General features: G+C 32.1%; 23 protein-coding genes, 1 tRNA gene and 1 pseudogene. 19 read left to right on the plus strand and 6 right to left on the minus strand.

What is annotated here, in order from left to right:
- Position 1: 1 nt before the first annotated feature.
- The 6 genes from AQ1689_RS04425 to folB form a co-directional block, all read right to left on the minus strand.
- Complete coding sequence (locus tag AQ1689_RS04425) at positions 2–424, minus strand: hypothetical protein (RefSeq protein ID WP_180947529.1); 423 nt, start codon at positions 422–424, stop codon at positions 2–4.
- Positions 425–483: 59 nt separating this feature from the next.
- Complete coding sequence (locus AQ1689_RS04430; RefSeq protein ID WP_101914034.1) at positions 484–2,124, minus strand: S8 family serine peptidase; 1,641 nt, start codon at positions 2,122–2,124, stop codon at positions 484–486.
- A 10-nt stretch (positions 2,125–2,134) separates the two neighbouring features.
- On the minus strand, positions 2,135–2,989 hold the full coding sequence (locus AQ1689_RS04435; RefSeq protein WP_101914035.1) for an MBL fold metallo-hydrolase: 855 nt from the start codon (positions 2,987–2,989) through the stop codon (positions 2,135–2,137).
- Positions 2,990–3,088: 99 nt separating this feature from the next.
- Positions 3,089–4,057 (minus strand): hypothetical protein, encoded by a 969-nt coding sequence (locus tag AQ1689_RS04440; protein ID WP_145993729.1) that lies wholly within the window; start codon positions 4,055–4,057, stop codon positions 3,089–3,091.
- Between the two features lie 146 nt (positions 4,058–4,203).
- Positions 4,204–4,277, minus strand: a tRNA-Cys gene (locus tag AQ1689_RS04445).
- 115 nt (positions 4,278–4,392) lie between these two features.
- Positions 4,393–4,755 (minus strand): dihydroneopterin aldolase, encoded by a 363-nt coding sequence (folB, locus tag AQ1689_RS04450; RefSeq protein ID WP_058886156.1) that lies wholly within the window; start codon positions 4,753–4,755, stop codon positions 4,393–4,395.
- Between the two features lie 151 nt (positions 4,756–4,906).
- On the opposite strand from folB, the gene AQ1689_RS04455 reads away from it, so the two are divergent.
- The 19 genes and pseudogenes from AQ1689_RS04455 (at position 4,907) to AQ1689_RS04550 (ending at position 26,991) form a co-directional block, all read left to right on the plus strand.
- The gene (locus AQ1689_RS04455) at positions 4,907–5,794 is read left to right on the plus strand and encodes a RimK family alpha-L-glutamate ligase (RefSeq protein ID WP_101955308.1); all 888 of its coding nucleotides are present in this window, start codon (positions 4,907–4,909) and stop codon (positions 5,792–5,794) included.
- Positions 5,775–6,740, plus strand: coding sequence for a succinylglutamate desuccinylase/aspartoacylase family protein (locus AQ1689_RS04460; protein WP_101955309.1), 966 nt, complete (start codon positions 5,775–5,777; stop codon positions 6,738–6,740). Before AQ1689_RS04455 ends, AQ1689_RS04460 begins: the two co-directional genes overlap by 20 nt.
- 122 nt (positions 6,741–6,862) lie before the next feature.
- Complete coding sequence (locus tag AQ1689_RS04465; protein ID WP_101914041.1) at positions 6,863–8,209, plus strand: DEAD/DEAH box helicase; 1,347 nt, start codon at positions 6,863–6,865, stop codon at positions 8,207–8,209.
- Positions 8,210–8,543: 334 nt separating this feature from the next.
- Positions 8,544–9,836, plus strand: coding sequence for an aminopeptidase P family protein (locus tag AQ1689_RS04470; protein WP_101914042.1), 1,293 nt, complete (start codon positions 8,544–8,546; stop codon positions 9,834–9,836).
- Between the two features lie 141 nt (positions 9,837–9,977).
- Complete coding sequence (locus AQ1689_RS04475) at positions 9,978–10,601, plus strand: DUF6973 domain-containing protein (protein ID WP_101914043.1); 624 nt, start codon at positions 9,978–9,980, stop codon at positions 10,599–10,601.
- Positions 10,602–10,914: 313 nt separating this feature from the next.
- On the plus strand, positions 10,915–12,615 hold the full coding sequence (locus AQ1689_RS04480; protein WP_101955310.1) for a glutamine--tRNA ligase/YqeY domain fusion protein: 1,701 nt from the start codon (positions 10,915–10,917) through the stop codon (positions 12,613–12,615).
- Positions 12,616–12,791: 176 nt separating this feature from the next.
- Positions 12,792–13,358: a hypothetical protein gene (locus tag AQ1689_RS04485; RefSeq protein WP_101914045.1), complete on the plus strand. Its 567-nt coding sequence runs from the start codon at positions 12,792–12,794 to the stop codon at positions 13,356–13,358.
- Positions 13,359–13,649: 291 nt separating this feature from the next.
- Positions 13,650–14,969 (plus strand): annotated as a pseudogene (locus AQ1689_RS13430) (PSP1 domain-containing protein); the annotation flags it as partial.
- A gap of 382 nt (positions 14,970–15,351) precedes the next feature.
- A complete protein-coding gene (locus tag AQ1689_RS04495) occupies positions 15,352–15,840 on the plus strand; it encodes a gliding motility lipoprotein GldH (protein WP_058886149.1) in 489 nt (162 codons plus the stop codon).
- On the plus strand, positions 15,840–18,125 hold the full coding sequence (locus tag AQ1689_RS04500) for a transglycosylase domain-containing protein (protein ID WP_101955311.1): 2,286 nt from the start codon (positions 15,840–15,842) through the stop codon (positions 18,123–18,125). The genes AQ1689_RS04495 and AQ1689_RS04500 overlap by 1 nt, the downstream gene beginning before the upstream one ends.
- A gap of 70 nt (positions 18,126–18,195) precedes the next feature.
- Complete coding sequence (locus AQ1689_RS04505) at positions 18,196–18,897, plus strand: CoA transferase subunit A (RefSeq protein WP_101914047.1); 702 nt, start codon at positions 18,196–18,198, stop codon at positions 18,895–18,897.
- 4 nt (positions 18,898–18,901) lie between these two features.
- Positions 18,902–19,558 carry a 3-oxoacid CoA-transferase subunit B gene (locus tag AQ1689_RS04510; protein WP_101955312.1) on the plus strand — a complete coding sequence of 219 codons (657 nt, stop codon included), beginning with the start codon at positions 18,902–18,904 and terminating at the stop codon, positions 19,556–19,558.
- A 228-nt stretch (positions 19,559–19,786) separates the two neighbouring features.
- Positions 19,787–20,548, plus strand: a complete 762-nt coding sequence (locus AQ1689_RS04520; RefSeq protein WP_101955314.1) for an exodeoxyribonuclease III — start codon at positions 19,787–19,789, stop codon at positions 20,546–20,548.
- 19 nt (positions 20,549–20,567) lie between these two features.
- Positions 20,568–22,130, plus strand: a complete 1,563-nt coding sequence (locus tag AQ1689_RS04525) for a lytic transglycosylase domain-containing protein (RefSeq protein ID WP_101955315.1) — start codon at positions 20,568–20,570, stop codon at positions 22,128–22,130.
- A 71-nt stretch (positions 22,131–22,201) separates the two neighbouring features.
- Positions 22,202–23,194: a DUF4837 family protein gene (locus AQ1689_RS04530; protein ID WP_101914052.1), complete on the plus strand. Its 993-nt coding sequence runs from the start codon at positions 22,202–22,204 to the stop codon at positions 23,192–23,194.
- Between the two features lie 556 nt (positions 23,195–23,750).
- Positions 23,751–25,991 carry a type IX secretion system periplasmic lipoprotein PorW/SprE gene (gene porW / locus AQ1689_RS04535; protein WP_101955316.1) on the plus strand — a complete coding sequence of 747 codons (2,241 nt, stop codon included), beginning with the start codon at positions 23,751–23,753 and terminating at the stop codon, positions 25,989–25,991.
- 12 nt (positions 25,992–26,003) lie between these two features.
- Positions 26,004–26,405 (plus strand): bactofilin family protein, encoded by a 402-nt coding sequence (locus tag AQ1689_RS04540; protein ID WP_101914054.1) that lies wholly within the window; start codon positions 26,004–26,006, stop codon positions 26,403–26,405.
- Positions 26,380–26,595, plus strand: coding sequence for an AtpZ/AtpI family protein (locus AQ1689_RS04545; protein ID WP_101914055.1), 216 nt, complete (start codon positions 26,380–26,382; stop codon positions 26,593–26,595). The genes AQ1689_RS04540 and AQ1689_RS04545 overlap by 26 nt, the downstream gene beginning before the upstream one ends.
- 15 nt (positions 26,596–26,610) lie before the next feature.
- Positions 26,611–26,991 (plus strand): DUF6168 family protein, encoded by a 381-nt coding sequence (locus AQ1689_RS04550; RefSeq protein ID WP_145993605.1) that lies wholly within the window; start codon positions 26,611–26,613, stop codon positions 26,989–26,991.
- Position 26,992 lies beyond the last annotated feature (1 nt).

Consider the following 26,992-nt stretch of genomic DNA (forward strand, 5'->3'; position numbering starts at 1 on the left):
ATTAAATTGATTTAATACCTATTGCTGTTAGGGTCTTTTTTAAGCTTTTTAACTCGGTTTGATTTTTCAATTTTGAAAAACTTCTTGTTTTGCCATTTTTTAACTTTAAAGCAATACGTTCTATTCCTGAATTTTCTTTGATTTCTAATCCTTCAATTTCAGTAAGTTTATACGTTTTTTTCCAAGATTTTTTAAGGAGATAAAAAAGCACTGCAACAAGCGATCCGAAGCCAAGTAATGCCATAAAAATAAAGAGCATTTCATTTTTATCAAAAGAAATATAAAATAATTGAACACTCATATTAAGTACATTTACCAGCATTAAAATAATGATGAGCCACGAATTTGAAGGAACGTCATCTTTAATGGTTATCTGCTGTGTTTCTTTATTAAACGCTAACTGCATAGGTTGTTTTAATAACACAAAAAAGAGCATTAAAACTTTAAAAATCAATGCTCTTTTTGTTATTTATATTTTATTAATTATTTTTTTCCGTTCACCATTCTGTCAGCCATTTTAACAGCATTGTAAGCGTTTACAACACGTCCAGAAACTGATAAATCAGCAAAAGGAACTAAATCTCCTTGAGGATTTTGGCTAGTTTTAGAACCTGGTTTGGTAACTAATAAATCAATTTTAGTTCCAGAGTTCATTAAAATATGTTTTACTTGGCTAGCTGATAATTCAGGATAATAAGAACGAACTAATGCAGCAACACCAGCAGCAGCAGGCGATGCCATTGAAGTTCCACTAATTTTCTTATAAGTATTGTCAGGATATGTTGAATTTATTTGTACTCCAGGAGCAAAAACATCTACATTCTTTTTACCGTAGTTAGAAAAACTTGCAGGTAATTCTTTGTTATAATTAGAACTCATTGCTCCTAATGTTAATACATTATCAGAAACTTCGTTAATTAAATCAGGTGCATCATTTGGGAATGTTTTTTCAACATCGATGTTTTTTCCTGAATTTCCTGCGGCATTTACAATTAATACATCTTTTTTAGCGGCGTATTTTAAGGCATCGTAAACCCATTCTTTATTTGGAGAAAAATCTTTTCCAAAACTTGTGTTAATAACTTTTGCTCCGTTATCAACAGCGTAACGAATTCCTAAAGCAACATCTTTATCATACTCATCTCCGTCTGATACCGAACGAACAGCCATCATTTTTACATTATCAGCAACTCCATTGGTTCCAATATTGTTATTACGAGCAGCTCCAATAATACCGGTAACGTGTGTTCCGTGCGATTCTTTCTTTTCAGAATGACCAGTATTGGCATTACCATAACCAGGTTTGTCGTTAATATCGTAAGGATTATCACCTACAACTTTACGGTAATCAGCCTTTAAATTATCTTCAGCAATGGTTTTATCTGCGTTCTTTATTCCTTTTTCAAAGTATTCTTTAGTTTCTTTTAAGTCGGTAAAATAACTTAACATACGTGCTGCAAAACCTTTTGCACGGTTTAAACTTTCATCCGAAGAATTGATTGCTGCAATTTCTTGCTTTGTATAGGTTGATTTTCCAAAGTATTTGGTTAACGCTTTTTCTGATTCAACAGACATTTTTACAAATTCAGCAGAACGAACTTTTGATTTTTTTGCACCAGCTATTTTTTCGGCATGTTGTTTTTTTACCTCAGCTAAAGTAGTTGCATCTACTAAAGATGGATTCATTAAAATACGTTCGTACTCTAAGTGTTCTTTATAAGATTCACCTAAAAAGTTCCATCCGTTAATATCATCAATATAACCGTTTTTATCATCATCGATTCCATTTCCTGCAATTTCGTTGGTGTTTACCCAAGCTACAGAAGCTAAATCTTCATGTTTTAAATCACTTCCAGAATCAACAACTCCAACAATAACAGTTACATTTTTCTTTCCTTTTAAGAAATCGTACGCTTTGTTTACACTCATTCCAGGAATGCTGTCTGTTGCTAAATCTAAATGTAGCCAATTGTCTTTTTCATAGGCAGTTAATGCTGCTTTTTTTGCTGAAATATTAACAATATTATTGCTTCCTGTAGGCACTGCAACTTTACTTACCGATGAACAGGCTGTTAATATTGAAATTGCTACTGCCGAATAAAACATTGGTCTTAAAACTCTCATAATTTCTATCTTAATTAAATATATCTGTAAATTTATAACTCTCGTTTAAACGAACTCCTTTTTCGGTATGCTTAACGGTAATTAATTCGTTATGCGCATCGTGTTCTAAAAACAAATAAAAATTTTTATCTGCTGCTTCGTTTAAAAATATTCTTTTTTCTGCTATACTAAGCAAAGGTCGGGTATCGTAGCCCATTACATAAGGCAAGGGAATGTGCCCTGCTGTTGGTAATAAATCGGCCATAAAAACAACTGTTTTTCCTTGGTATTGAATTTTAGGAAGCATTTGTTTTTCGGTATGCCCATCCATAAATAAAACATCAAAACCTAGTTGGCTTTGAAAATTTTCAGGCTGTTTGTCAATAAAATTTAACTGCCCGTTTTGTTGAATTGGTTGTATGTTTTCTTTTAAAAAAGATGCTTTTTCACGTGCATTAGGTACGGTTGCCCATTGCCAATGCTCTTGATTACTCCATACTTTGGCATTTTTAAAAGCGGGCATATAGCCTGTTTTATCGTTATTCCATTGAATTACTCCGCCACAATGGTCAAAATGTAAATGTGTTAAAAAAACATCGGTAATATCATCTCTGTGAAAACCGTGTTTTGCTAAGGAAGTATCTAATGAAAAATCGCCAAAAAGGTAATAGTATCCGAAGAATTTATCGGATTGTTTGTTTCCAACGCCAGTATCAATTAAAGTTAACCTGTCGCCATCTTTAATAAGCATACAGCGCATACTTAACGAAATTAAGTTATTAGCGTCTGCAGGGTTTGTTTTTTGCCAAATAGTTTTAGGAACTACGCCAAACATAGCGCCGCCATCTAATTTAAAATTACCAGTTTCTATTGAAAAAATTTGCATAGCTACAAAGATGCAGAAATTTAACGAAACTTTTTGTTAATGAAAACAAAAAAGACGCACTAATTAGTGCGTCTTTTAGCTATTTTTTATAAAAACACCTTATTTTTTACCGTTAGTTGCTAATAAAAAACCAATGGTGAAATTTGCATCCCAGTCAAAAATTACGGAATGAACTTTAGTAACATCATTTATGGCTTTAAAAATATTTAAACCAGATTTTATTTTTTCATCCCTTCTTTTAATTACTTTTTGATAAAAATTAGTGTCTTTATTTAAAACCGTGTAACGTTCATTTCCTTTGCGTAAAGATTTTGCTAATTGATACGGAACACCTCCTATTATAAAACATTGAGAAGCTCTGTTAGAAGGAATTTTTTCTGCAACTTTATGCACCGCTTTATATACAATTGTATCAGCGACTCCTTGCTGAAAATACTTAGCGCCATAGGTTTCTTTACCGATCATTTTATCGGAATCTAAATACGATATTTTTGTGTTTCCTGAGCCTATATCTACTAAATAAGCTGTTTTTTCATACCTTTTAGGAATAACAGCATCTAAGGCATATTGACCTTCTTGCTCAGGTGTTACTACATTTACAACGTAGCCTATTCTTTTAAGTTCTTGTTTTATTAGTTTGGTAATATCTTGTTTGTTAGCCCCTGAACTCACTACAAAATGTATGTTGCTAGGCTTTACACCAAACTCTATAATTCGTTGTATATATTTCTTTAATTTTTTATTAACTTCTTCGGTATTGGTAATTCCTTCGGCAATTAAACTATTACCAAATTCTTTACTTTTCATCTCCCAGTTGTTGTTTTTATCAATAGCAACAATAAATGAATTAAAACCAGAGGCACCTAATTCTACCACTCCTTTTAAAGTTCCGTTAATTGGTTTGGTTGGTTTGTAATTAAAACTAGCCGTTTTCCTTTTTTCTTTTTTTGCCGATTTTTCAGCAATTTTACTAGTTAGTTTTACTTCTTTTTTTTCTTCTGATTTGCAAGAAACAAAGGCGTGTGAGATTGTTAATAAAACCATCCACAGCAAAGACATTTTTTTCATAAAATTTAAAATTTAATTGTTTTTATCTGGGGAGGGCAATTTTTTGTAAAAATACTTTTTTTATTTTTTTGAAACAACAATTTTATATGAAGTAATTCTTAAGAAATAAAAAAAACCTTATAAATCAAAAGATTTATAAGGTTTTGTGGAGGTGTCTAGCGGATTCGAACCGCTGTACATGGTTTTGCAAACCATTGCCTAGCCACTCGGCCAAGACACCTTTTTAATATTTAAGACTGCAAATTTACATTTTTTTTTTAAAACATTCCTTTTTTTATGGAAATTTTTATAAAAATGTTATTAACATTCTGTCAACATCTTAAAAATGTTTTGTGTTAATTAGTGCGAACATCCTTTAAAACAATAACTACTTCGGCTACATTTCCTCCAATTGGCGGATTAATTTTTGCTACGCTAACTTCGGCTTTATCAACAAGTTGTATTTCATCAAAAATTCTGTTTAAAATACGCTGTGCAACATGTTCTAATAATTCCGAACGAATTGCCATTTCTTGCTTTACAATATGATTTAAATGTACATAATCTACTGTGTCGGCAAGTTTATCTGTTGCTGATGATTTTTGCAAATTAGCTGTTACTTCAATATCAACTCGGTATTCTGAGCCAATTTTTGCTTCTTCTTCTAAACATCCGTGGTTGGTAAATAATCGAATGTTGTTAACACGTATAATTCCCATAATATTTTTTTAAGTATATTTTAAAGTATATTTTTTGAAAAAATTAGTACAAAAATACGTTTTTTACTTTACTTAAAAATATAGCTGTTTTTCACTCAAAAAAAACAGTAAATTTGTTTTAACTGAACCACCAATCAATATTTATGTATTTATGACAATTTTTATTCTTTCTGTAAGCGATCAAATTTATTCTACCCAAAGAATATATAAAGAAGCTACCCGTCGTGGGCATAATGTGCGTATTATTAATCATTTAAAATGTACGGTAAAACTTGCAAATGGCAAAGTCGAAATACACTATAACGGCGAAAATATTATTGATATTCCTGATGTAATTATCCCTCGAATTGGCGCTTCTGCTACACGTCATGGCGCTGCTATAGTCAAACAGTTTGAACTAAGTGGTGTTTATAGTACAGTAACTTCAATGGGTATTTTACAAGCTCAAAATAAGGTGCGTACTTTGCAAATTATGAATCAGAACAATATTGCGATTCCCAATACTATATTTTCTGTAAACCCCGATACTATTGATGAACAAATTAATTTATTAGGCGGCGCACCCATTATTATCAAATTACAAGAAGGCACACATGGTTCAGGTGTTATTTTGGCAGAAAGTAATCAATCAGCAAAATCAATTATTGATACGATGTACGCTACTAATGCCAATATTTTGTTACAAGAATTTATCGCCGAGAGTAATAGTGAAGATATCCGTGCTTTTGTGGTTAATAACAAGGTTGTTTCAGCAATGAAAAGAAAAGGTGCTGCAGGTGATTTCCGTTCTAATATTCATCAAGGAGGAAGCGGATTTAAAATTTCTTTATCCGAAGAAGAAAAAGAAATAGCCATAAAAGCAAGCCAATATTTAAACTTACCCGTTGCAGGAGTTGATTTAATTCGTTCTAAAAGAGGTGCTTTATTAATTGAAGTAAATACCGCCCCTGGCTTGCAAGGAATCGAAAATTATACAAATCAGAATATTGCCAAAATGATTATTAAATTTTTAGAAGACGATGTTTACACAAAACTTTAAAAATGACGTTGTAGAAATTCGAGGGCATAAAATTGGACTCGGAAAATCAGAACTTATTAAAATTCCTATTGATAGACTGCCAACGGGTACGCTTATCGAAATTCCCGTATATGTTTTTAATGGATCACAAGCAGGACCTACTATTTTATTACAAGGTGGTTTGCATGGCGACGAGGTAAATAGTGTTGAATTGGTTCGTAGAATGCTGATTGATAAAAACTATAAAATTCAGCGAGGTTGCGTTATTGTAGTGCCTTTATTAAATGTTTTTGGCTTTTTGAGTCTGTCTCGAAATATGCATGGAAAAGATGTAAACAGAAGTTTTCCAGGAAGTAAAAAAGGCTCTTTAGCGAGTAGAATGGCGTATTATTTAATGCAAGAAATTACTAAAAATGTTGATTTTGCCATCGATTTTCATACAGGAGGCGCACAAAGAAGTAATTTTCCGCAAATACGATATACGCCTGATGATGAAGATGCTTTTCAATTAGCGAAACTATTTAATGCTCCTTTATTATTTGGTTCAAAACAGATTCCTAAATCGTTTAGAAATCAATGTTATAAAAATAATATTCCTGTAATTGTGTATGAAGGAGGTGAGGCATTGCGTTTAGATGAACATGCAATTCAAGAAGGAATAAACGGAACGCTTCGAGTGTTAAAACATTTTAAGATGATTTCTGAAAATATTGAAATTCCTAAAAACACAAGCGTTATCATCAGTAAAAAAAGAATGTGGATTCGTGCTAAAGTTGCTGGGTTATTTAATCCGACAGTAAAAAATGGTGCTTTTGTTTTAAAAGGACAAGTTTTAGGGCATATTATGGATACTTACGGAGCAACAAATTTTGCTGTAAAAGCTTCTGCGGATGGCTATATTATCGCCAAAAATAATTTCCCGATTGTAAATATGGGTGATGCCTTATTTCACTTCGGAAATGCTTAATAATTTATCAAAAAGAAGCCGAAATATTACTAAAATTATTAAAAACACACCTATAAATAAATAGCAGTATCTTTGCAGCTTCATAGAGGTGCTTATTTTAGAGTATTTCTAAAAAAACATATATGACATTTAAATCTTTAGGATTATCCGATGCTTTATTAAAAGCCATCGACGAAAAAGGATACGATACCCCATCACCAATTCAAGCAAAAGCAATACCACCTATTTTAGAAGGGAAAGATGTATTAGCTTCAGCACAAACAGGAACAGGAAAAACAGCAGGTTTTACATTACCAGTTTTACAACGTTTAGCAGACTCTAAACACCCTAAATACAGACCTGTAAGAGCATTAGTACTTACACCAACAAGAGAGCTTGCTGCCCAGGTTCATGACAATGTAAGAGAATATAGTAAGTATTTAGACATCAGATCTGCCGTAGTTTTTGGAGGTGTAAAAGCTGCCAGTCAAATAAAAACATTACGTCAAGGAGTCGATATTTTAGTTGCCACTCCTGGTAGATTGTTAGATTTACACGATCAAAAAGCAGTATCATTTAACAGAATAGAAGTACTTATTTTAGATGAAGCTGATAGAATGTTAGACATGGGTTTTGTTAGAGATATTAACAAAATCATTAGTTTTATGCCTGCAAAACGTCAAAACTTGATGTTTTCTGCAACATTTTCAACAGAAATTAAAAGATTAGCTTCAGGAATTTTAAGAAATCCTGTTTCAGTAGAAGCAGAACCTGAAAATTCAACGGCAGAGAAAGTTTCTCAAAAAGTATATGCGGTAGATAAAGGTAAAAAAACTGAAGTGGTTATCAACTTAATTCAAGAAGGTAACTGGAGTCAGGTTTTAATTTTTACAAGAACTAAACACGGTGCGAATAAATTAACTGAAAAATTAATAAAATCAGGAATTTCAGCAGCGGCAATTCATGGAAATAAAAGTCAAGGAGCTCGTACAAAAGCATTGGCAAATTTCAAGAATAATACCAACAGAGTTTTAGTAGCTACTGATATTGCAGCCCGTGGAATTGATATTCCTTTATTGCCACACGTTATCAACTTCGAATTACCAAATGTACCAGAAGATTATGTACATAGAATTGGTAGAACAGGTAGAGCAGGTGCAAAAGGTGAAGCGCTTTCATTAGTTTGTAGTGAAGAAACGGAGTATCAAAAGGAAATAGAAAAAATATTAAAGCAGAAATTAAAAACCGAAATTATTCCTGGGTACGAACCTAGAGATACTGCCGGTGCTAAAAGAGCTGCAACACAAAAGAAGGGTTCTACACCTAAGAAAAAAGGCGTAGGCGCTAGTCATAGAGGTGGTAGTACTGCTGCAAAACCAAAAAGACAGCGTCCTAGCAATAATTCAAGAAGCAACAATTCGGGAAGTTCTTCTAGAGGTGGTTCTTCTAGTAATTCTGAAGGTTCATCAAAAAGAAATACAAGAAGATAATTTTTTTAATTTCTTATAGAATACTAAAACCTCCAAAGTTTGATTATCAAATTTTGGAGGTTTTCTATTTTTATATCACTTACAACATTTTTTATTAAAATTATTAGAAGCTATTTCCCGCTTTCCGCACTCGCTTTTTTTTGAAGAAAAATCAAAAAAAGAGCTCAAACAAAGCTTCAATCGGGGCTAGGAATTTCAACTATTTTCAAGCGATAGAACAAAACAACTTACAGCTTGTTAAAAAAAGTTAAAAATCATAAAAAAACACCATACTACAATAACTTTAATCCTATCTTTTAGCTACTTTTGAACAAGAATTTTAATTGTTAGCATTATGAAATACGACCCAATAGACAGTAGCTTATTTATAGAAAACCGCAAAAATTTTATGGCAAAAATGAAGCCAAATAGTATTGCTGTTTTTAATTCAAACGATGTATATCCAGTAAGTGCCGATAGTGCGCTTCCTTTTGAACAACATCGTGATATTTTCTTTTTAAGTGGTGTTGACCAAGAAGAAAGTGTTTTACTTTTATTTCCTAATTGCCCAAAAGAACATTTACGTGAAGTATTATTTTTACGTGAAACAAACGAACATATTGCTGTTTGGGAAGGTGCAAAATTAACCAAAGAAAAAGCCCTAGTAACAAGCGGAATCAAAAGCGTTTATTGGTTACAAGATTTAGAAAAAGTACTTGCCGAAATGATGGCACTTGCCGAAAACGTGTATATAAACACCAACGAACATTATCGTGCATCGGTAGAAACAGAAACTCGTGAAGCGCGTTTTACAAAATGGTTATTAGCAAAATATCCTGCACATTCTGTAGCTAAAAGTAATCCTATTTTACAACATTTACGCTCTTTAAAAAATCCTATTGAATTAGCTTTAATTCAAAAAGCCTGCGATATTACCGAAAAAGGATTCAGACGTGTCTTAGATTTTATCAAACCTGGGGTTTGGGAATATGAAATTGAAGCTGAATATATTCATGAATTTATCAGAAACCGTTCTAAAAGATTTGCCTACACACCAATTATAGCTTCAGGAAATAATGCCAACGTATTGCATTATATTGAAAATAATCAACAATGTAAAGCGGGCGATTTAATTTTGATGGATGTTGGTGCGCAATATGCCAATTACGCTTCCGATATGACTAGAACCGTGCCTGTTTCTGGTCGTTTTTCTGAACGTCAAAAAGCAGTGTATAATGCGGTAAACCATGTAAAAAATGAAGCTACCAAATTATTAGTCCCTGGAACTATTTGGGCTGATTATCATAAAGAAGTGGGTAAAATAATGACTTCAGAATTGTTAGATTTAAAATTAATCGACAAGGCTGATGTTCAAAACGAAGACCCAAACTGGCCTGCATATAAAAAATATTTTATGCACGGAACTTCGCATCACATGGGCTTAGATACCCACGATTACGGATTGTTACATCAGCCAATGCAAGCAAATATGGTATTTACCGTTGAGCCTGGAATTTATATTCCTGAAGAAGGTTTTGGTATTCGTTTAGAAGACGATGTGGTAATTCAACAAAATGGTACACCATTTAATTTAATGCGTAACATTCCTATTGATGCTGATGAAATTGAAAGTATTATGAATAAATAATAATTTTATTTAAAAGACTATTCTGAAAATAAAGCTTAAAAATTATCAAGAAAATTGTACAAGAATTACAAGGGGCTAAAACCCCTTGTTTTTTTGCTTGAAAACTAAAAAAAATAAAATTATTGCTAAAAATAAAATGTTATGATTAAAAAAAATGTACTACTTATTTTACTATTTACCAGTTGCTTGTCTTTTTCACAATCTAACTGGAAAAAATTTAAAAAATTATCTTCTGCAAAAAAAATATGGATTATTTTTCATCCATTTAAAGCTAAAAAAGCACAACAGATTTCTAAAAAAGCGTACAGAGTTGCCGATTCTATTAAAAAATCGCCAGTATTAGATGGCGATGGTTCAGGCGGGCAAGTTGATGCCTTTCGTCATGCCTTTTGGATGGCTAGTTTGCGTCAAGAAATAGGAAAAAATGCCGCTCGTTCTTTAGGAAAAGCACACGAAAGAGAAAATTATCAAACTTATAAAAAACGAAAACTAGAAGACGGTGTTATTCCTGATAAAATAGCAACAACGATGGATTTATTTAATAATAATATTGGATTATCGCTTACTAAAAAAGGCGTTATAACACCTAAGAAAGCATTAATTTATAAAGTGATAAACGCGGTTAAAGCAGGGAGATTAAAAATTATTAAAAAAGATGCCAACGGAAATTTTTTAACCTGTAATAATACCCCTATTTCTGAAAAATCATTAAAAGGAAAGTGGGAAAATAATAAGTGTTTGGTAAATTCGAATCATATAAAATAGGGTTTAAAAACAAGTAACACAAACAATATAATTTGTTAACATATACTTACGTTTTAAGGCTAAAAACAGTTTTATATTTGCAGTGTTGTTGTTTTTAAAACATATCCCCCCGTGTGTTAAATACTGAACTCGTAGACTTGTGTGTTGCGAGTTTTTTTATGCCTTTTTTATAAAGTGAACTGTTAAACGAACTGTTTTAAATGTGATTTTTACAGGTGGATAAAAATATTTAAATTAAATGATAGGCTTTTTTTTTATATAGAAATCCCTTCCACAATTTTTGCGTAATTTTGTACTTCAATTTCAACAGAAGATGTCAGAAGAAAAGAAATCGCTTAATTTTTTAGAACAAATTATTGAAGAGGATTTGGCAAACGGAATGCCAAAAGAAAACTTACGTTTTCGTTTTCCTCCAGAACCTAATGGATATTTACATATCGGACATACAAAGGCTATCGGAATTAGTTTCGGTTTAGGGCAAAAATACAATGCTCCTGTAAACTTGCGTTTTGACGATACAAACCCTGCTAAAGAAGAGCAAGAATATGTAGATGCTATTAAAAAAGATGTTACTTGGTTAGGGTATCAATGGGAAAACGAATTGTATTCATCTGATTATTTTCAACAATTATACGACTGGGCTGTTTTATTGATAAAAGACGGAAAAGCGTATGTTGATAGTCAATCTTCTGAAGAAATGCGTGCTCAAAAAGGAACGCCAACTCAAGTAGGAACGAATAGTCCTTATAGAAGTAGAACTGCGGATGAAAATTTAGATTTATTTAGCCGAATGAAAGCGGGTGAATTTGATGAAGGAACACATGTTTTACGTGCAAAAATTGACATGGAATCGCCAAATATGTTATTGCGTGATCCGTTAATGTATCGTGTTTTGAAAAAAGCACATCACCGTACAGCAAATGATTGGGTTATTTACCCGATGTACGATTGGACACACGGAGAAAGTGATTATTTAGAGCAAATATCGCACTCATTATGTTCTTTAGAATTCAAACCTCATAGAGATTTATACAATTGGTTCCGTGATAATGTATATGAATACAGTAAGTCAGAATTTCCAAACCCACCAAAACAACGTGAGTTTTCTCGTTTAAACTTAAGCTATACTATTATGAGTAAGCGTAAGTTATTAACTTTGGTAGAAAATGGCATTGTAAACGGATGGGATGACCCAAGAATGCCTACAATTTCTGGATTAAGAAGACGTGGATATACGCCAGCTTCAATCCGTAATTTCATAGAAACTGTGGGAGTTTCTAAAAGAGAAAATGTCATTGATGTTTCTTTATTGGAGTTTAAAGTTCGTGAAGATTTAAACAAAAAAGCCAACAGAGTTATGGGGGTTTTAGATCCTGTAAAAGTAATTATTGATAATTATCCTGAAGGTAGAGAAGAAATTCTTATTGCTGAAAACAATCCTGAGGATGAAAATTCAGGTACAAGAATTGTTCCTTTTTCAAGAGAAATTTATATCGAAAGAGAAGATTTTAGAGAAGAAGCGAATAGAAAATTCTTCCGATTAAAAATAGGAAAAGAAGTGCGTTTAAAAAATGCGTATTTTATAACGGCAACAAGTTGTGAAAAAGATGAAAACGGCAAAATTACCGTAATTCACTGTACCTATGATCCGTTAACAAAATCAGGAAGTGATACTGAAGAAAGCAAGCGAAAAGTAAAAGGAACGTTACATTGGGTTTCTATAAAACATGCCGTAAAAGCGGAGGTTAGAGTGTACGATAGATTATTTTCTGATGAAGCACCAGATTCACATAAAGATAAAGATTTTATGGAATTTGTAAATCCTAATTCTTTAGAAAAAATTACTGCTTTTGTAGAACCAAGTTTGCAAACTGCTAAAATTGGTGAGCAATTTCAATTTCAACGTTTAGGATATTTTAATGTTGATGATGATTCGACTTCAGAAAATTTAGTATTCAACAAAACAGTTGGATTAAAAGATAATTGGGCAAACGCAAATAAAAAAACTGATTAAATAATCATACTTTTTAGCTTTATTTAAGTTGAAAAAATAAGATTACAAAAACCCTCCATTTTTATATAAAAATGGAGGGTTTTATATGTTGTAAATTATTGATTAATAGTTATTTGTTTTGTTTGTAGAACACACTGTTATTTACTTATATTTGTTTAAAATAAATTAAAATAAGCATGAAAAAATTTATATACCTGTTTTTATTAACAGTATCGTTTACCGCTTTTGCACAAACATCAGAAGAAAAAATTACACCAGCTAAAAATGAATTTAAAATAGACGCTTTCGACTTGGCTTTTATGAGAGCATTTGACGTTAGTTATGAGCGTGTAGATAATCAGAATATGGGGTATGGAGTTTCTTTGTTATTAAATTTTCAAGATGATGACCTTTATTACGAAAAATTTGCTGTAACACCTTTTTTTAGAATGTATTTTTTTAATAAACAGGATTATGGAGCAAGAGGTTTTTTTGCAGAAGTGTATGCAAAGTTTGCTTCAGGAGAAAACCCAGAAGATTATTATGAGCCTGTTTATGATAACAATAATTACTCATCAACCTATAAAGAATATTATCATGATTTTTTTGATGTCTCTTTCGGGATGGGATTGGGTTGGAAATGGGTAAATAAAAATGGTTTTAGTGTAGAAGCTTCTTTAGGAGGAGGAAGATACTTGGGGTTTGACAATCATTCGCCTGAATTTTCTGGTAGAGGAGGTGTTTCATTCGGATACCGTTTTTAATTTGATAAAAAAGTTTCCTAAAATATCATTTATTACATTTTTAGTATTAAAATTTAAAAAGTACCTATAATTAACAGCAAGTTAAGCATAGGTACTTTTTAAATTTATATATTTTGATCTCCTATTTTTTATGCTAAAAATCAATTTTCCGTTTTCGATAGAATATGTATCTTTACTGATTAAGAAAAGTTAGAAACTTAAAATTTATCTAACGGAGAATCAATAATAAAAAAGTATTTTTTGATACTGAATATTTCAGATTTAAAAAATGCTTCTAAACTATATAATTTTATGAGTTGTAACAGTTGTTCAACTAGCAAAGACGGGGTTCCAGGTGGTTGTAAAAGTAATGGAAATTGCGCTAGCGGTACCTGTGGAAGTGGCAATAAATTAGCCGTTTTTGACTGGTTATCGAATATGACTTTACCTACCGGTGAAGCTCCTTTTAATATTTATGAAGTTCGATTTAAAAACGGACGTAAACATTTTTTTAAAAACACCGAAAAATTAACCCTTTCTATGGGTGATATTGTTGCCGTTGAAGGATCGTCTGGTCATGATATTGGTATTATCGCATTAGCAGGAGAACTTGTAAAAGTTCAAATGAAAAAACGAAAAGTTAGTCAAGAGAGTGAAGAGGTAAGAAAAATATATAGAAAAGCATCACAAAAAGATATTGATATTTGGCAAACAGCCAGAGATAGAGAGCAAGAAACGCAACGAAAAGGACGGGAAATTATTAGTCGTTTAGCACTAAAAATGAAACTTTCTGATGTAGAATATCAAGGAGATGGTACCAAAGCAACGTTTTATTATACTGCCGATGAACGTGTAGATTTTCGTCAGTTAATTAGAGATTTAGCAGGTACTTTTTCTATCCGTGTAGAAATGAAACAAGTGGGTATGCGTCAAGAAGCAGCTCGTTTAGGAGGGGTTGGTTCATGTGGTAGAGAATTATGTTGTTCTACTTGGTTAACCGATTTTAGAAAGGTAAATACCGCAGCGGCAAGATATCAGCAATTGTCATTAAACCCGTTAAAATTAGCAGGGCAATGTGGTAAATTAAAGTGTTGTTTAAATTTTGAATTAGATACTTATTTAGACGCTTTACAAAGTTTTCCTAAGCAAGATAAAATACTAAAAACCGAAAAAGGGGATGCTGTTTTTGTAAAAATGGATATCTTCAAAAAAATAGTTTGGTACACGTATAAAGAAGAAAGTTTTAAGTGGTTTAGATTGTCATTAGAACAGGTTCACGAAATTATTGCCTTGAATGAAAATAATGAACTCGCTTTACCGTTAGATGAGTATGAGTTAGAAATTACTGTACAGCCAATTGTTGATTTTGAAAATGTAGTTGGGCAAGATAGTTTAACTCGTTTTGACGCTCCTAAGAAATCACGCAATAATGCTAGGGTAAAATCAAGAAAACCAGTGGTAAAAAAAGAAGGGAATTTAACGGCTAAAACACCACCAAATAAACGCCCTCAAAGAACTCCAAGAGCTGCTGCTAATAAAAGAGAAGGTAATTTACCTGTTAAAAACCAGCCAAATAAAAGACCTCCAAGAGCTGCTGCTAATAAAAAAGAAGGTAATTTACCTGTTAAAAACCAGCCAAACAAAAGACCTCCAAGAGCTCCTGTAAACAAAAGAGAAACAAATCAAGCTGTTAAAACACCACCAAATAAACGCCCTCAAAGAGCTCCGGTAGATAAAAGAGAAGCAACTAAGCCTGCGGAAGGGCAACCAAAAAGACGCCCTCAAAGAAGACCAGCAAATAAAAGAGAAGGTGATTTATCTGTAGAAAATCAGCAAGCAGAAGGACAACCAAAAAGACGTCCTCAAAGAAGACCAGCAAATAAAAGAGTGGTAAAAAAGAATGTTGTTGAAAAAAAGGAGGAAGCTAACAAACCAATAGCAAAAGAAACACCTAAGGCAAGCAAGCCTAAAAAATCAACAGTGCCGACTGAAAATAAAAAGAACGATATAAAAAATGAAAAACAATAGCCTAGTTATCTTTTTTTTAGCTGTTTTTGCAATCATATCTTGTGATTCAAAAAGTGTTTATGATACCTATAGTACGTTATCTGAGGGTTCGTGGAATAAAAACAATGCAGTTGTGTTTACTTTTGATGTAAAAGATTCAATACACAAAAAAAACTTGTTTATAAACCTTCGAAATAATGAAGACTATGCGTACAGTAATTTGTTTTTAATAACACAATTACGCTTTGCTGACGGGCAGGTATTGGTTGATACTTTAGAGTATGATATGACAGATACTAGCGGGAAATTTTTAGGAAAAGGCTTTTCAGGAGTTAAAGAAAATAAATTATTTTATAAAGAAAATATAACATTTCCCACTACAGGGACACATACTTTTAAAGTTACACAAGCTATGAGGAAAAATGGTAAAATAGAAGGTATTAAAGAGCTTAAAGGAATTACACAAGTAGGATTTAGAATTGAAAAAACACAATAATGACAGAGCAAAATACAACTAGTTTTAGTGGATATATCAAATGGTTTTGGGGTATATTATTAGGTGGATTCCTCTTTGTAGGGCTATTATTTTTATTAGCTTCATGGGGTACTTTTGGAGCGTTACCTTCCTTTGAAGAGTTAGAAAACCCTAAAAGTGATTTAGCAACAGAAGTTATTTCTTCGGATGGAAAAACATTAGGAAAATACTATGTAAAAGCCAATAGAACACCAATTGAGTATAAAGATTTACCTGAAATTTTAATAAAAGCTTTAGTCGCTACTGAAGATGAACGTTTTTACGAACATTCAGGGATTGATTTTTACGGTACCGCAAGAGCTATTTCAAATTTTGGTAGAAAAGGAGGTGCAAGTACTATTACACAGCAATTAGCTAAAAACCTTTTTAATAAAGGAGGTTCGAGTAATATTTTTAAGCGTCTTTCTCAAAAATTAAAAGAGTGGGTAGTTGCAATAAAATTAGAGCGTCAATACACCAAAGAAGAAATTGCTACCATGTATTTAAATACACAAGGTTTTCTTTTTAATGCAACAGGTATTCGTTCTGCTACACGTATTTATTTTGGTAAAGAGCCTAAAGAATTAGACATACAAGAAGCGGCTATTTTAGTAGCAATGTTAAAAAATCCGAGGCAGTATAATCCATATAGAGAGCGCTCTAAAAAGAAATCGTTACAGCGTAGAAATGTGGTTTTTGCTCAAATGGCAAAAAATGAGGTTATCAGCCAAAAAGAAAAAGATTCGCTACAAAAATTACCTTTAAAAATCAATTTTACACCAGAGAGTCATAGTGATGGATTGGCAACTTATTTTAGAGAAAATTTAAAACAACGTCTTAAAAAATGGGCAAAAGCAAATCCAAAAGATAACGGTGAGTTTTACAATATTTATAAAGATGGTTTAAAAATACACGTAACTATTGATTCTCGTATGCAGCGTTATGCAGAAGAAGCGAGTAGCGAACATATGGCTAATTTGCAATCATTTTTCTTTAAAGAACAAAAGGAAAATAAAAATGCTCCTTTTTACGATTTAGAAAAATCTCAAGTTTTAAATATTTTAAAACGAGGAAAACGAAGTTCAACACGTTACAGGCGTATGAAAGCGGCAGGGAAAAGTGAAAAAGAAATTGAAAAATCGTTTAATACAGATACCGATATGCGTGTGTTTTCGTGGAAAGGAGACAGAGATACGGTAATGACTCCCTACGATTCTATTCGTTATTATAAACACTTTTTACGTTCTGGTTTGGTTTCTATTGAACCACAAACAGGGCATATTAAAGCGTGGGTTGGTGGTATTAGTCATAAGTATTTTAAATATGATGCTGTAGAGCAACAAAAACGTCAAGTAGGTTCTACTTTTAAACCTTTTGTATATGCAACAGCGATTAATCAATTAAAAATGTCACCTTGTGATAAATTACCAAATATTTTATATACGATTCCCAAGGAAAAATACGGAATGCCAAAAGATTGGACTCCTGCAAATGCCAGTAATAAATACGGAGGTGAATTAACCTTAAAACAAGCTTTAGCACGTTCTGTAAATGTAATAACGGCTCGATTAATAGATAAAGTATCACCCATAAATGTAGCACGTTTGGCAAAATCAGCAGGAATAACTTCTAAAATTGATGCAAACCCAGCAATTGCTTTAGGTGCAGTTGATTTATCATTAATAGAAATGGTAAGTGCATATTCAACCTTTGCAAATAAAGGATTGCGTGTTAGCCCAATGATGATTACCAGAATTGAAGATAAAAACGGAACTGTTTTAGAAGAATTTGTACCTAAAACAAAGGAGGTTTTAAGTGAAGAATCAGCTTATGTGGTATTAGATTTATTAAAAGGTGTTACACAATCAGGTTCAGGTGCAAGATTGCGCTCTGGTTGGACAAGAAGAAAAGATGCTACAACAGGTTTTCCATATAAATTTACCAATCCGATAGCGGGTAAAACAGGAACTACACAAAATCAATCTGATGGTTGGTTTATGGGAGTTGTACCAAATTTAGCAACAGGTGTTTGGACAGGTGGTGAAGATAGAGCAACCCATTTTAAAGGAATAGCTTTAGGACAAGGAGCAACCATGTCATTACCAACTTGGGGGTTATATATGCAAAAATGTTATGCAGATAAATCATTAAATATCAGTGAAAAAGATTTTGAAAAACCTTCAGGCGAATTAACCATTACTATTAATTGTAGTGAGGTAAAAAAGAGTGATGATAAACAAGATGAAGAAGGAGATACTGATTTTTAAGAAATTTTTTTCAAGAAATATAGTATTTATATAAACGTCAAGAATTCTATTAACATAATAAAAAACTAAAATGATACACAAAAAAGTAAATAGCGTAGAAGAAGCCCTTATCGGGGTAAAAGATTCGATGACCTTTATGTTGGGAGGTTTTGGTTTATGTGGAATACCAGAAAATGCCATTGCAGAGTTAGTAAAATTAAATGTTAGAGAGGTAACATGTATTTCTAATAATGCAGGTGTTGATAATTTTGGCTTGGGTTTATTACTTCAAAATAAGCAAATAAAAAAAATGATTTCTTCGTATGTAGGAGAAAATGACGAATTTGAACGTCAAATGTTATCAGGTGAGTTGGAAGTTGAATTAACGCCTCAAGGAACTTTAGCAGAAAAATGTAGAGCTGCACAAGCAGGTTTTCCTGCTTTTTACACACCTGCAGGTTACGGAACAGAAGTAGCTAAAGGAAAAGAAACTCGTGAATTTGATGGTAAAATGTATGTGTTAGAACCTGCTTTTAAAGCCGATTTTGCCTTTGTAAAAGCATGGAAAGGTGATACGGCAGGAAATTTAATCTTTAAAGGAACAGCTCGTAATTTTAATCCGAATATGTGTGGTGCTGCAACAATTACCGTTGCTGAGGTAGAAGAATTAGTTCCTGCAGGAACACTAGACCCTAATCAAATACATATTCCTGGTATTTTTGTACAGCGTATTTTTCAAGGAGAAAAATATGAAAAGAGAATTGAGCAACGAACTGTAACTCCTAAACTGTAAAAAAATGGCTTTATCAAAAGAACAAATAGCACAGCGAATAGCTAAAGAATTACAAGATAAATGGTACGTTAATTTAGGAATAGGAATTCCTACGTTAGTAGCTAATTATATTCCTAAAGGAATTGAAGTTGAGTTTCAATCAGAAAACGGATTGCTAGGAATGGGCGGATTTCCTATCGAAGGAACCGAAGATGCCGATTTAATAAACGCAGGAAAACAAACCGTAACCGTTTTAGATGGCGGTTCTATTTTTGATTCGGCAATGAGCTTTGCTATGATCCGAGGAAAACACGTACAATTAACTGTTTTAGGTGCGATGGAAGTTGCGCAAAATGGCGATATTGCCAATTGGAAAATTCCTGGGAAAATGGTAAAAGGAATGGGCGGAGCAATGGATTTAGTAGCATCGGCAGAAAATATTATTGTCGCTATGATGCACACTAATAAACGTGGTGCATCTAAAATATTAAAAAAATGTTCTCTGCCTTTAACAGGTGTTGGTTGCGTTACAAAAGTAGTAACGAATTTAGCCGTTTTAGAGGTGAAAAATAATGCATTTTATTTATTAGAAAGAGCGCCTGGTGTTTCTGTGGAAGAAATTCAAGCAGCAACCCAAGGAACTTTAATCGTAAATGGAGAAATCCCTGAGATGGCTATTTAAGATGAAGTATTTTAAAAAGTTTTATTTAGTTATTTATCCATTATTAATAGTGTTTTTTATTTTTATGCTAGATAAAATATTTCTTATTCAAGAATCTTGGATAAGAATAGGTGTCGCAATTGCTTTAGCCTATATTTTATCACCAAGAAAAAAAATAATTAGAACACAATCAGGTGATAGAAAACAATTAACATGGATTTTTCTTAAAAACCCTATATTTTTAGAGTAATGAAAATAATATCATACAACGTAAACGGAATTAGAGCCGCTTTAAAAAAAGGATTTATCGATTGGTTACAAACCGAAAATCCTGATGTAATTTGTATTCAAGAAACCAAAGCTCATAAAGAACAGTTAGATGTAACGGATTTTGAAAATGCAGGATATCCGTATCATTATTGGTTTTCGGCACAAAAAAAAGGCTATTCATCCGTAGCAATTTTTTGTAAAGAAAAACCAAATCATATTGAATACGGAACAGGAATTGAAAGCATGGATTTTGAAGGAAGAAACCTTCGGGTAGATTTTGATGCCGTGTCTGTAATGAGTTTATATCTTCCGTCAGGAACAAATTCTGAACGCTTGAATTTTAAATTGAATTATATGGATGAATTTCAAGAATACATCAATAATTTAAAGAAAGAAATTCCGAATTTAGTAATTTGTGGTGATTATAATATTTGTCATGAAGCAATTGATATTCACAATCCGAAAATGAAAGGAGTTTCAGGTTTTTTACCTGAAGAAAGAGCGTGGTTTACAGAGTTTATCAAAACAGGTTTTACAGATAGTTTCCGTTATTTAAATGAAGATAAACAAGCATATTCTTGGTGGAGTTATCGAGCAAATTCGAGAGCAAACAACAAGGGTTGGCGTTTAGATTATGCGATGGTTGCTGAACCTTTGAAAGATAAGATAGCAAGAGCCTACATTTTACCAGAAGCAAAACATTCTGATCATTGTCCGATTGTTGTTGAATTAAACTTATAAATTTTAAAAAAGAAGTAACATGAAAAACGTATTAATACTACTTTTTTTTACGGTATCAATTTTTGCACAACAACCTGTTGATAGTGTTTTTACCCCAAAAGAACAGTTGGCGATAGCTATTGATTCAAGCTTTGTGGCAACTGACGCTAATTTTGTGGCAACAGATTCTATTGTAAAAGATAGTGTCAAAAGAAAAAAGATTTACGCCTGTTTTTCAGATACGGATTTAAAAAAAGTAGATAGTTTACTGATTGAAAAAAAATTCAATGCATCATCATTTGATACGATTCAATATGTAATTAATGACAAAGATATTATTGGCAATACAACAGCAATGCTTTCTACCGATTTATTAAAAAAACGCTTGCATGATTTGAATTTAAAAACACCATTTCATTTAGCTTATAGTCCATCTTTAGAAAAAGTAATTAATAGTTATTTAAAATATCGAACAAAATATTATCCTGCTTTAATGGCAAAGGCACAGTATTATTTTCCGATGTTTGAACAGTATTTAGATCAGTTTGATGTTCCGTTAGAAATGAAATATTTAGCCATTGTAGAGTCGGCTTTACGTCCTGCGGCTCGCTCAAGAGTTGGCGCAACAGGACTTTGGCAATTTATGTATGGCACAGGAGTTCAGTTTGATTTAAAAGTAAATTCGTATGTTGATGAGCGTCAAAACCCTGTAAAAGCAACTATTGCGGCGTGTAAATATTTAAGTCATTTACATAAAATTTTTGGTGATTGGGATTTAGCTTTGGCAGCTTATAATTCAGGTCCTGGAAATGTTTCAAAAGCAATAAAGCGATCAGGAGGATATAGAAATTATTGGAATATCCGCCCGTATTTGCCTCGTGAAACGGCAAGTTATGTTCCTGCTTTTTATGCAACGATGTATATTTTTGAATATGCTGAAGCACATAATATTTATCCTGAGCCACCAACTATTTTTCATTTTGAAACCGATACGATTCAAGTAAAAAGAACAGTTACTTTTGATCAAATTGCTGCAAAAACAAATATTGATACCGAATTATTATCATTTTTAAATCCGTCATATAAATTAGCGGTGATTCCGTATGCCGAAAATAAAAATTACGCAGTTCGATTGCCTAAAAAACATGTAATTGATTTTTTAGAGAAAGAACAAGATATTTATGTGTTGGCAAATACAGAAGATGGTAAAAGAGAAAAGCCGTTGCCGAAATATTTTGAACAAGATAAACAAACGCGTTACAAAGTGCGTAACGGCGATTATTTAGGGAAAATAGCGACTAAATTTGGTGTAAAAGTAAGTCAAATTAAGCGTTGGAATGGTATGCGTTCTCATCGATTAAAAATAGGGCAGCGTTTAAAAATTTATCCAAAGAAATTAACGGCTCATAAAAAAGTAATTCGAAATAAAAATAAACTTCCAAAAGGGCCGCATAAAGTGTATGTGGTAGAAAGTGGTGATTCGTTATGGACTATTTCAAAAAAATATCCGTCAGTTTCTATTGATCAAATTAAAAAATGGAACAATATTTGGAGTGTTAAAAGTTTGAAACCAGGAATGAAACTCAAAATTTTTAAGAGTTAATTTATTCTTTTAATTTTTAAAAAAAAACACACCAAACACCAGCTGTTCAAAAGTTATAAAAACAACGAATTATGAAAAAAATAATAGGCTTACTTTTTTTAGTGATTTTTGCCACATCATGTAATACTACTACAGGAAAAGATGGCTACACTTTGCCAACATCTAACGGTAACACCAACAAAATAATGGTGGTTGTAAAAGCGCTAGATTGGGAAGGGAAAATTGGAAATAAAATACGTACTATTTTTGGTGAGCATCAAGTGGGCTTGCCACAGCCAGAAACCTTGTTGTCGGTTAGTCAAATAGATCCTAGTGGTTTTGGTAGCTTTATGCGACATTCAAAAGCAGTTTTAATGATTAAACAAGGCGAAAAAGAAAGTATTACTGTTGAAAAAAATAGGTATGCAAAACCTCAAATTATCATACATGCTACGGCTAAAGATAAAGCGGGTGTTTTAAATATGTTAGATAAAAGAGGTAAGGAAATTATCAATTTATTTAAAGATGAAGATGTAAAATTCACGCAAAAAATATTCAAAAAAGAACGTATTGATGAAACGGGTTTTAAAACCGTTAAAAATATCGGATTTACCATTGATATTCCTAAACGTTTTAGATTGGTAGAAGATTCGGGTGATTTTATTTGGTTTCGTCAGCACTTAAGAAGTGGTATTGCTCGTGGCGATGGAACGAACAATGTATTAATTTATACAATTCCTTTAGGTGATGAAAATAAAGTTGCCGATAATATAACCGCAGTACGTGATACGATTGGTAAAAAACACATTCCTGGAAGTAAAAAAGGCATGTATATGATTACCGAACAAGCTTACACGCCTTTTACTTTTGATGCTATAATCGATGGTAAAAAAGCGTACGAAACTCGTGGGAAATGGGAGGTTAAAAATGATTTTATGGCAGGGCCGTTTATTAATTACACCATTATTGATAAAAAAAATAATCGCTTGGTTATTTTTGAAGGATTTACTTATGCTCCTTCTGTAAATAAACGTGATTTTCTGTTTGAATTAGAGGCAATTGCAAAATCAATGAAAATAAAATAGTTATTGTTTAAATAATAATATTCAAAAAGCATCAATTTTAAATTGATGCTTTTTTTATGTTTTTTATAAAAAGAGAAGAGCTTATTTAAATTTTATCTAAAAGATTTTGTAACGTAAAAATAAGAAATCGCATCCGCCAAACTGAATTAAGTTCAGTTTCTCATCCTGATTTGCCGTAGTTCTCCTGTTGATGTGATGCTGAAATAAATTCAGCAGGACGGAAATTTAGTTTTTAAACAGGTTCTAAATTTTGTTTGAAGTAGTATTTTTACTTTTTAGTACAAATGCCTAGCCCCGATTTTAGCAATTGTTTGAGCTCCTTTTTTGATTTTTTTTCAAAAAAGAGCGAGTGCGGAAAGCGGGAAATTGCTTCTAATTATTTTTAAAATAGCACTATTTGACACAAAATAACGGTTTAATTACAAACCGTGTTTTAGAACTTGATGATGTTTAAATTTAATAAGGAGGCTGAAAATTATCTTTTTATTGCTATTTTTACGCTTTTACGTGCAATAAAATTACTTATATTTTTGTTGTAGAGTAAAAGCATAATGATATGAATAAACTATCCAAAATTTTAGTTTTTAACCTTCTTTTAGCTACAGTATATTCTTGTAGTGTGAAAAAAGATGCTTTTTTAAATCGAAATTTTCATGCGCTTACCACAAAGTATAATGTGCTTTTTAATGGTGAACAGGCTTATTTAAAAGGGCTAGAAGAGGTTAGTGCCAAGCATAAAGATAATTTTTGGAAACCTTTACAAATAGAGCCGATTACTTTTGAAGCGGATCAAATTATATTGCCTGTTTTACAACCTGGTTCAGGGTTTGATATGAGTGATGTTGATCAGGAAGAAGAAGTTTTAACAATGTTTGATAAAGCGGAAGAGAAAGCAGTAAAAGCCATTCAAAAGCATTCGATGAATATTAATGGTTATGAAAAAAATAGGCAGATTGATGATGCGTATTTATTATTAGGAAAATCACGGTATTATACACAGCGTTTTGTGCCCGCAATTGAAGCGTTTAATTATATTATTGCGAATTATCCAAATGCGAGTTTAATTAATGAGACAAAAGTGTGGCGGGCTAAAACAAATATTCGTTTAGATAATGAGAAATTAGCCATAGAATCGCTAAAATTTTTATTAGAATTAGAAAAAAATGAAGCCGAACTTCCTGATGTAATAAAAGAGCAAGCGCACACCGCAATGGCAATGGCGTATCAAAAAACAGATACCATTCAAAAGGTAATTGAACATTTAACGGCGGCTTCAAAAATATTTAAAAATAAAGAACAAGCGGGGCGTAATATGTTCGTTTTAGGGCAAATTTATAGTGAATTAAATTATAAAGATTCTGCACGTGCTGTGTTTAAAAAATTATCAGAAACTAGAAAGGCTCCGTATAAATATCGTATTCGTGCAAGTATTGAAATGGCTAAAAATACGCCAAACGATTCAGCATCGATTGTTGTTTTATCAAAATTGAAAAAATTAATCAGAAATTCAGATAATCGAAAGTTTTTGAATGCGCTTTATTATCAGGCGGGTGTTTTAGAGTTAGGGCGAAATAAAACCGATAATGCTATTGATTATTTTAAAAAATCGATAAAAGCGAAACATAATAACGACTATCAAAAAACATATGCTTACGAGCGTTTAGGGGCTATCGCTTTTGATAAACAAAAATATGTGTTAGCGGGTGCATATTATGACAGCGTTTTAACGGTAACCTCTAAAGAGTTTATAAATGAAAAACGCATTAGAAGAATCCGAAGAAAAAATAAAGGGTTAACAAGGCTACGAGAATATGAAAATCTTGTTACTACAAATGATAGTATTTTAAAATTAGTAGCAATGCCAATTGCCGAACGTACTTCTTTTTTTGAGAAGTATATCGAAAAAATTAAAAAAGAAGATCAAGATAATAAGCAACTCTTATTAAATGCTCAGAATTTTGGAAGTTCTTTTGGAACAAGTAGCGGAATTAATACCCCTAGCAATAAAGGGAAGTGGTATTTTTATAATACGCAGGTATTGGCTTTTGGAAAAGCAAATTTTCAGAAAGTTTGGGGAACACGTCCTTTAGAAGATAATTGGCGATTGTCGGATAAATCTACTAGTAATATTCAAGAAGATGAAGCTGTTTTAACGGAGTCGAAAGTTAATTTGCGTTACGAATTATCAACCTATTTAAACGAAATTCCTTCGGATAAAAAAATAATTACAAGCTTAATAGAGAGTCGTAATGATGCGTTGTATCAGTTAGGTTTAATTTATAAAGAGCAGTTTAAAAATAACAATCTTGCTATCAAAAATTTAGCCCGTGCGCAAAAAGAACAACTTAAAAAACAAGATACTAGCTTAGAATTGCCAATAAGTTATCATTTATATCAACTATATAGGCTAGAAAATAATGTAGCTAAAGCAGGGTATTATAAAAATATAATTTTAACAAAATATGCGCCAACAACATTTGCTGAAATTATAAGAAATCCAACAAAAAAAGTAATAGCAAGCAAAAAAGAAGATGTGCTTTTAAACAGGTATAAAGAAATATACTACTTGTATAAAGAAAATAAATTTGAACAAGTTATAAAACAAATAGAAACGGTATCTTTAACAGTTAAAGAATCAATCTTAATACCTAAGTTTTTGTTTTTAAAAGCATTGGCTATTGGTAAACAAAAAAATAAAGAGGCATATATTAAAGCGTTAGAGTTTATAGCAATTCGGTATGCTGATAAGCCCGAAGGTGTTAAAGCAATAGAAATATTAGATAAATTAAAAAAATAAATCCCCTAAAAGATGTTTAGTAAAGAGAGTAAAAAAACAAGCGAAGTTAAAGTTTCAGAAAGAAATGTTATTGGTAAAAATACACAAATAAAAGGTGATATTATTTCGGAAGGAGACTTTAGAATTGATGGAACTTTAGAAGGAACAATTAAAACCAACGGAAGGGTTATTATTGGTGAAGCAGGTTTTATTAAAGGAAAAATAGAGTGTACAAATGCTGATATTGAAGGGAAGTTTTCAGGTGAATTAGTCGTTTCAAACACCTTAACGGTAAAAACAGCAGCAACTATTAACGGTGATGTTATTATCGGTAAGCTTTCAGTAGAGCCAGGTGCTTCATTTAATGCAACTTGTGCAATGAAAGGATCGGTAAAAGAATTAAATAGCAATGGAAAAAAAGAAAAAACCGCTTAGTAAGTACCTTCGCTTTACCAGTATTGCTTTTCAAATGGGATTGACTATTTATTTAGGAAATAAACTTGGCGAATGGTTAGACTTAAGGTACGCGAATGAAAATGAATTATATACCAAGGTGTGTACTTTGGTCGCTGTTTTTGGAGCGATGTTTTCGGTAATATCTCAAGTTTCAAAATTATCTAAATAAATATTTAAGTAAAAAATGATTAAACGTATTTTGTATTTTATCGCCCTTATAATGTTATTATTTGCGGTGGGTTATAGTTCTCATAATGCTATTTTAAATATGCGTGGCGATGTCATATCATACTCCTTGTTTTCGGTGTACCTATTTCATGTAGTGGCTACAAGTATTATATATGCGTTATTTGAACTTCTTGCAAGTCAACTGCCAAATGAAGCAGGGTATGGCTATTTAGCATCGATGCTTTTAAAGATCGGTTTTTTTGTGCTAATATTTCAAAAGGATGTATTTACAGGCGTGCAGCTCAGTCAACCAGAAAAGGTTTCTTTAGTGATCCCTTTATTTTTATTTTTGATAACTGAAGCAATGGGTGTTTTTAAGTTGTTAAACAGTAAGTAGT

The sequence above is a fragment of the Tenacibaculum finnmarkense genome, assembly GCF_900239185.1.
Classification (GTDB): Bacteria; Bacteroidota; Bacteroidia; order Flavobacteriales; family Flavobacteriaceae; genus Polaribacter; species Polaribacter finnmarkensis.

What these genes read in the sequence shown, in the direction of transcription:
- AQ1689_RS04485 (WP_101914045.1), top strand. Translation starts at nt 12,792, where the DNA reads ATGAAAAAATTTATATACCTGTTTTTATTAACAGTATCGTTTACCGCT.
- AQ1689_RS04480 (WP_101955310.1), top strand. Translation starts at nt 10,915, where the DNA reads ATGTCAGAAGAAAAGAAATCGCTTAATTTTTTAGAACAAATTATTGAA.
- AQ1689_RS04435 (WP_101914035.1), bottom strand. Translation starts at nt 2,989, where the DNA reads ATGCAAATTTTTTCAATAGAAACTGGTAATTTTAAATTAGATGGCGGC.
- AQ1689_RS04550 (WP_145993605.1), top strand. Translation starts at nt 26,611, where the DNA reads ATGATTAAACGTATTTTGTATTTTATCGCCCTTATAATGTTATTATTT.
- AQ1689_RS04500 (WP_101955311.1), top strand. Translation starts at nt 15,840, where the DNA reads ATGACAGAGCAAAATACAACTAGTTTTAGTGGATATATCAAATGGTTT.
- AQ1689_RS04455 (WP_101955308.1), top strand. Translation starts at nt 4,907, where the DNA reads ATGACAATTTTTATTCTTTCTGTAAGCGATCAAATTTATTCTACCCAA.
- AQ1689_RS04475 (WP_101914043.1), top strand. Translation starts at nt 9,978, where the DNA reads ATGATTAAAAAAAATGTACTACTTATTTTACTATTTACCAGTTGCTTG.
- AQ1689_RS04495 (WP_058886149.1), top strand. Translation starts at nt 15,352, where the DNA reads ATGAAAAACAATAGCCTAGTTATCTTTTTTTTAGCTGTTTTTGCAATC.
- AQ1689_RS04430 (WP_101914034.1), bottom strand. Translation starts at nt 2,124, where the DNA reads ATGAGAGTTTTAAGACCAATGTTTTATTCGGCAGTAGCAATTTCAATA.
- AQ1689_RS04540 (WP_101914054.1), top strand. Translation starts at nt 26,004, where the DNA reads ATGTTTAGTAAAGAGAGTAAAAAAACAAGCGAAGTTAAAGTTTCAGAA.
- AQ1689_RS04460 (WP_101955309.1), top strand. Translation starts at nt 5,775, where the DNA reads ATGTTTACACAAAACTTTAAAAATGACGTTGTAGAAATTCGAGGGCAT.
- porW (WP_101955316.1), top strand. Translation starts at nt 23,751, where the DNA reads ATGAATAAACTATCCAAAATTTTAGTTTTTAACCTTCTTTTAGCTACA.
- AQ1689_RS04520 (WP_101955314.1), top strand. Translation starts at nt 19,787, where the DNA reads ATGAAAATAATATCATACAACGTAAACGGAATTAGAGCCGCTTTAAAA.
- AQ1689_RS04525 (WP_101955315.1), top strand. Translation starts at nt 20,568, where the DNA reads ATGAAAAACGTATTAATACTACTTTTTTTTACGGTATCAATTTTTGCA.
- folB (WP_058886156.1), bottom strand. Translation starts at nt 4,755, where the DNA reads ATGGGAATTATACGTGTTAACAACATTCGATTATTTACCAACCACGGA.
- AQ1689_RS04530 (WP_101914052.1), top strand. Translation starts at nt 22,202, where the DNA reads ATGAAAAAAATAATAGGCTTACTTTTTTTAGTGATTTTTGCCACATCA.
- AQ1689_RS04510 (WP_101955312.1), top strand. Translation starts at nt 18,902, where the DNA reads ATGGCTTTATCAAAAGAACAAATAGCACAGCGAATAGCTAAAGAATTA.
- AQ1689_RS04470 (WP_101914042.1), top strand. Translation starts at nt 8,544, where the DNA reads ATGAAATACGACCCAATAGACAGTAGCTTATTTATAGAAAACCGCAAA.
- AQ1689_RS04440 (WP_145993729.1), bottom strand. Translation starts at nt 4,057, where the DNA reads ATGAAAAAAATGTCTTTGCTGTGGATGGTTTTATTAACAATCTCACAC.
- AQ1689_RS04465 (WP_101914041.1), top strand. Translation starts at nt 6,863, where the DNA reads ATGACATTTAAATCTTTAGGATTATCCGATGCTTTATTAAAAGCCATC.
- AQ1689_RS04505 (WP_101914047.1), top strand. Translation starts at nt 18,196, where the DNA reads ATGATACACAAAAAAGTAAATAGCGTAGAAGAAGCCCTTATCGGGGTA.
- AQ1689_RS04545 (WP_101914055.1), top strand. Translation starts at nt 26,380, where the DNA reads ATGGAAAAAAAGAAAAAACCGCTTAGTAAGTACCTTCGCTTTACCAGT.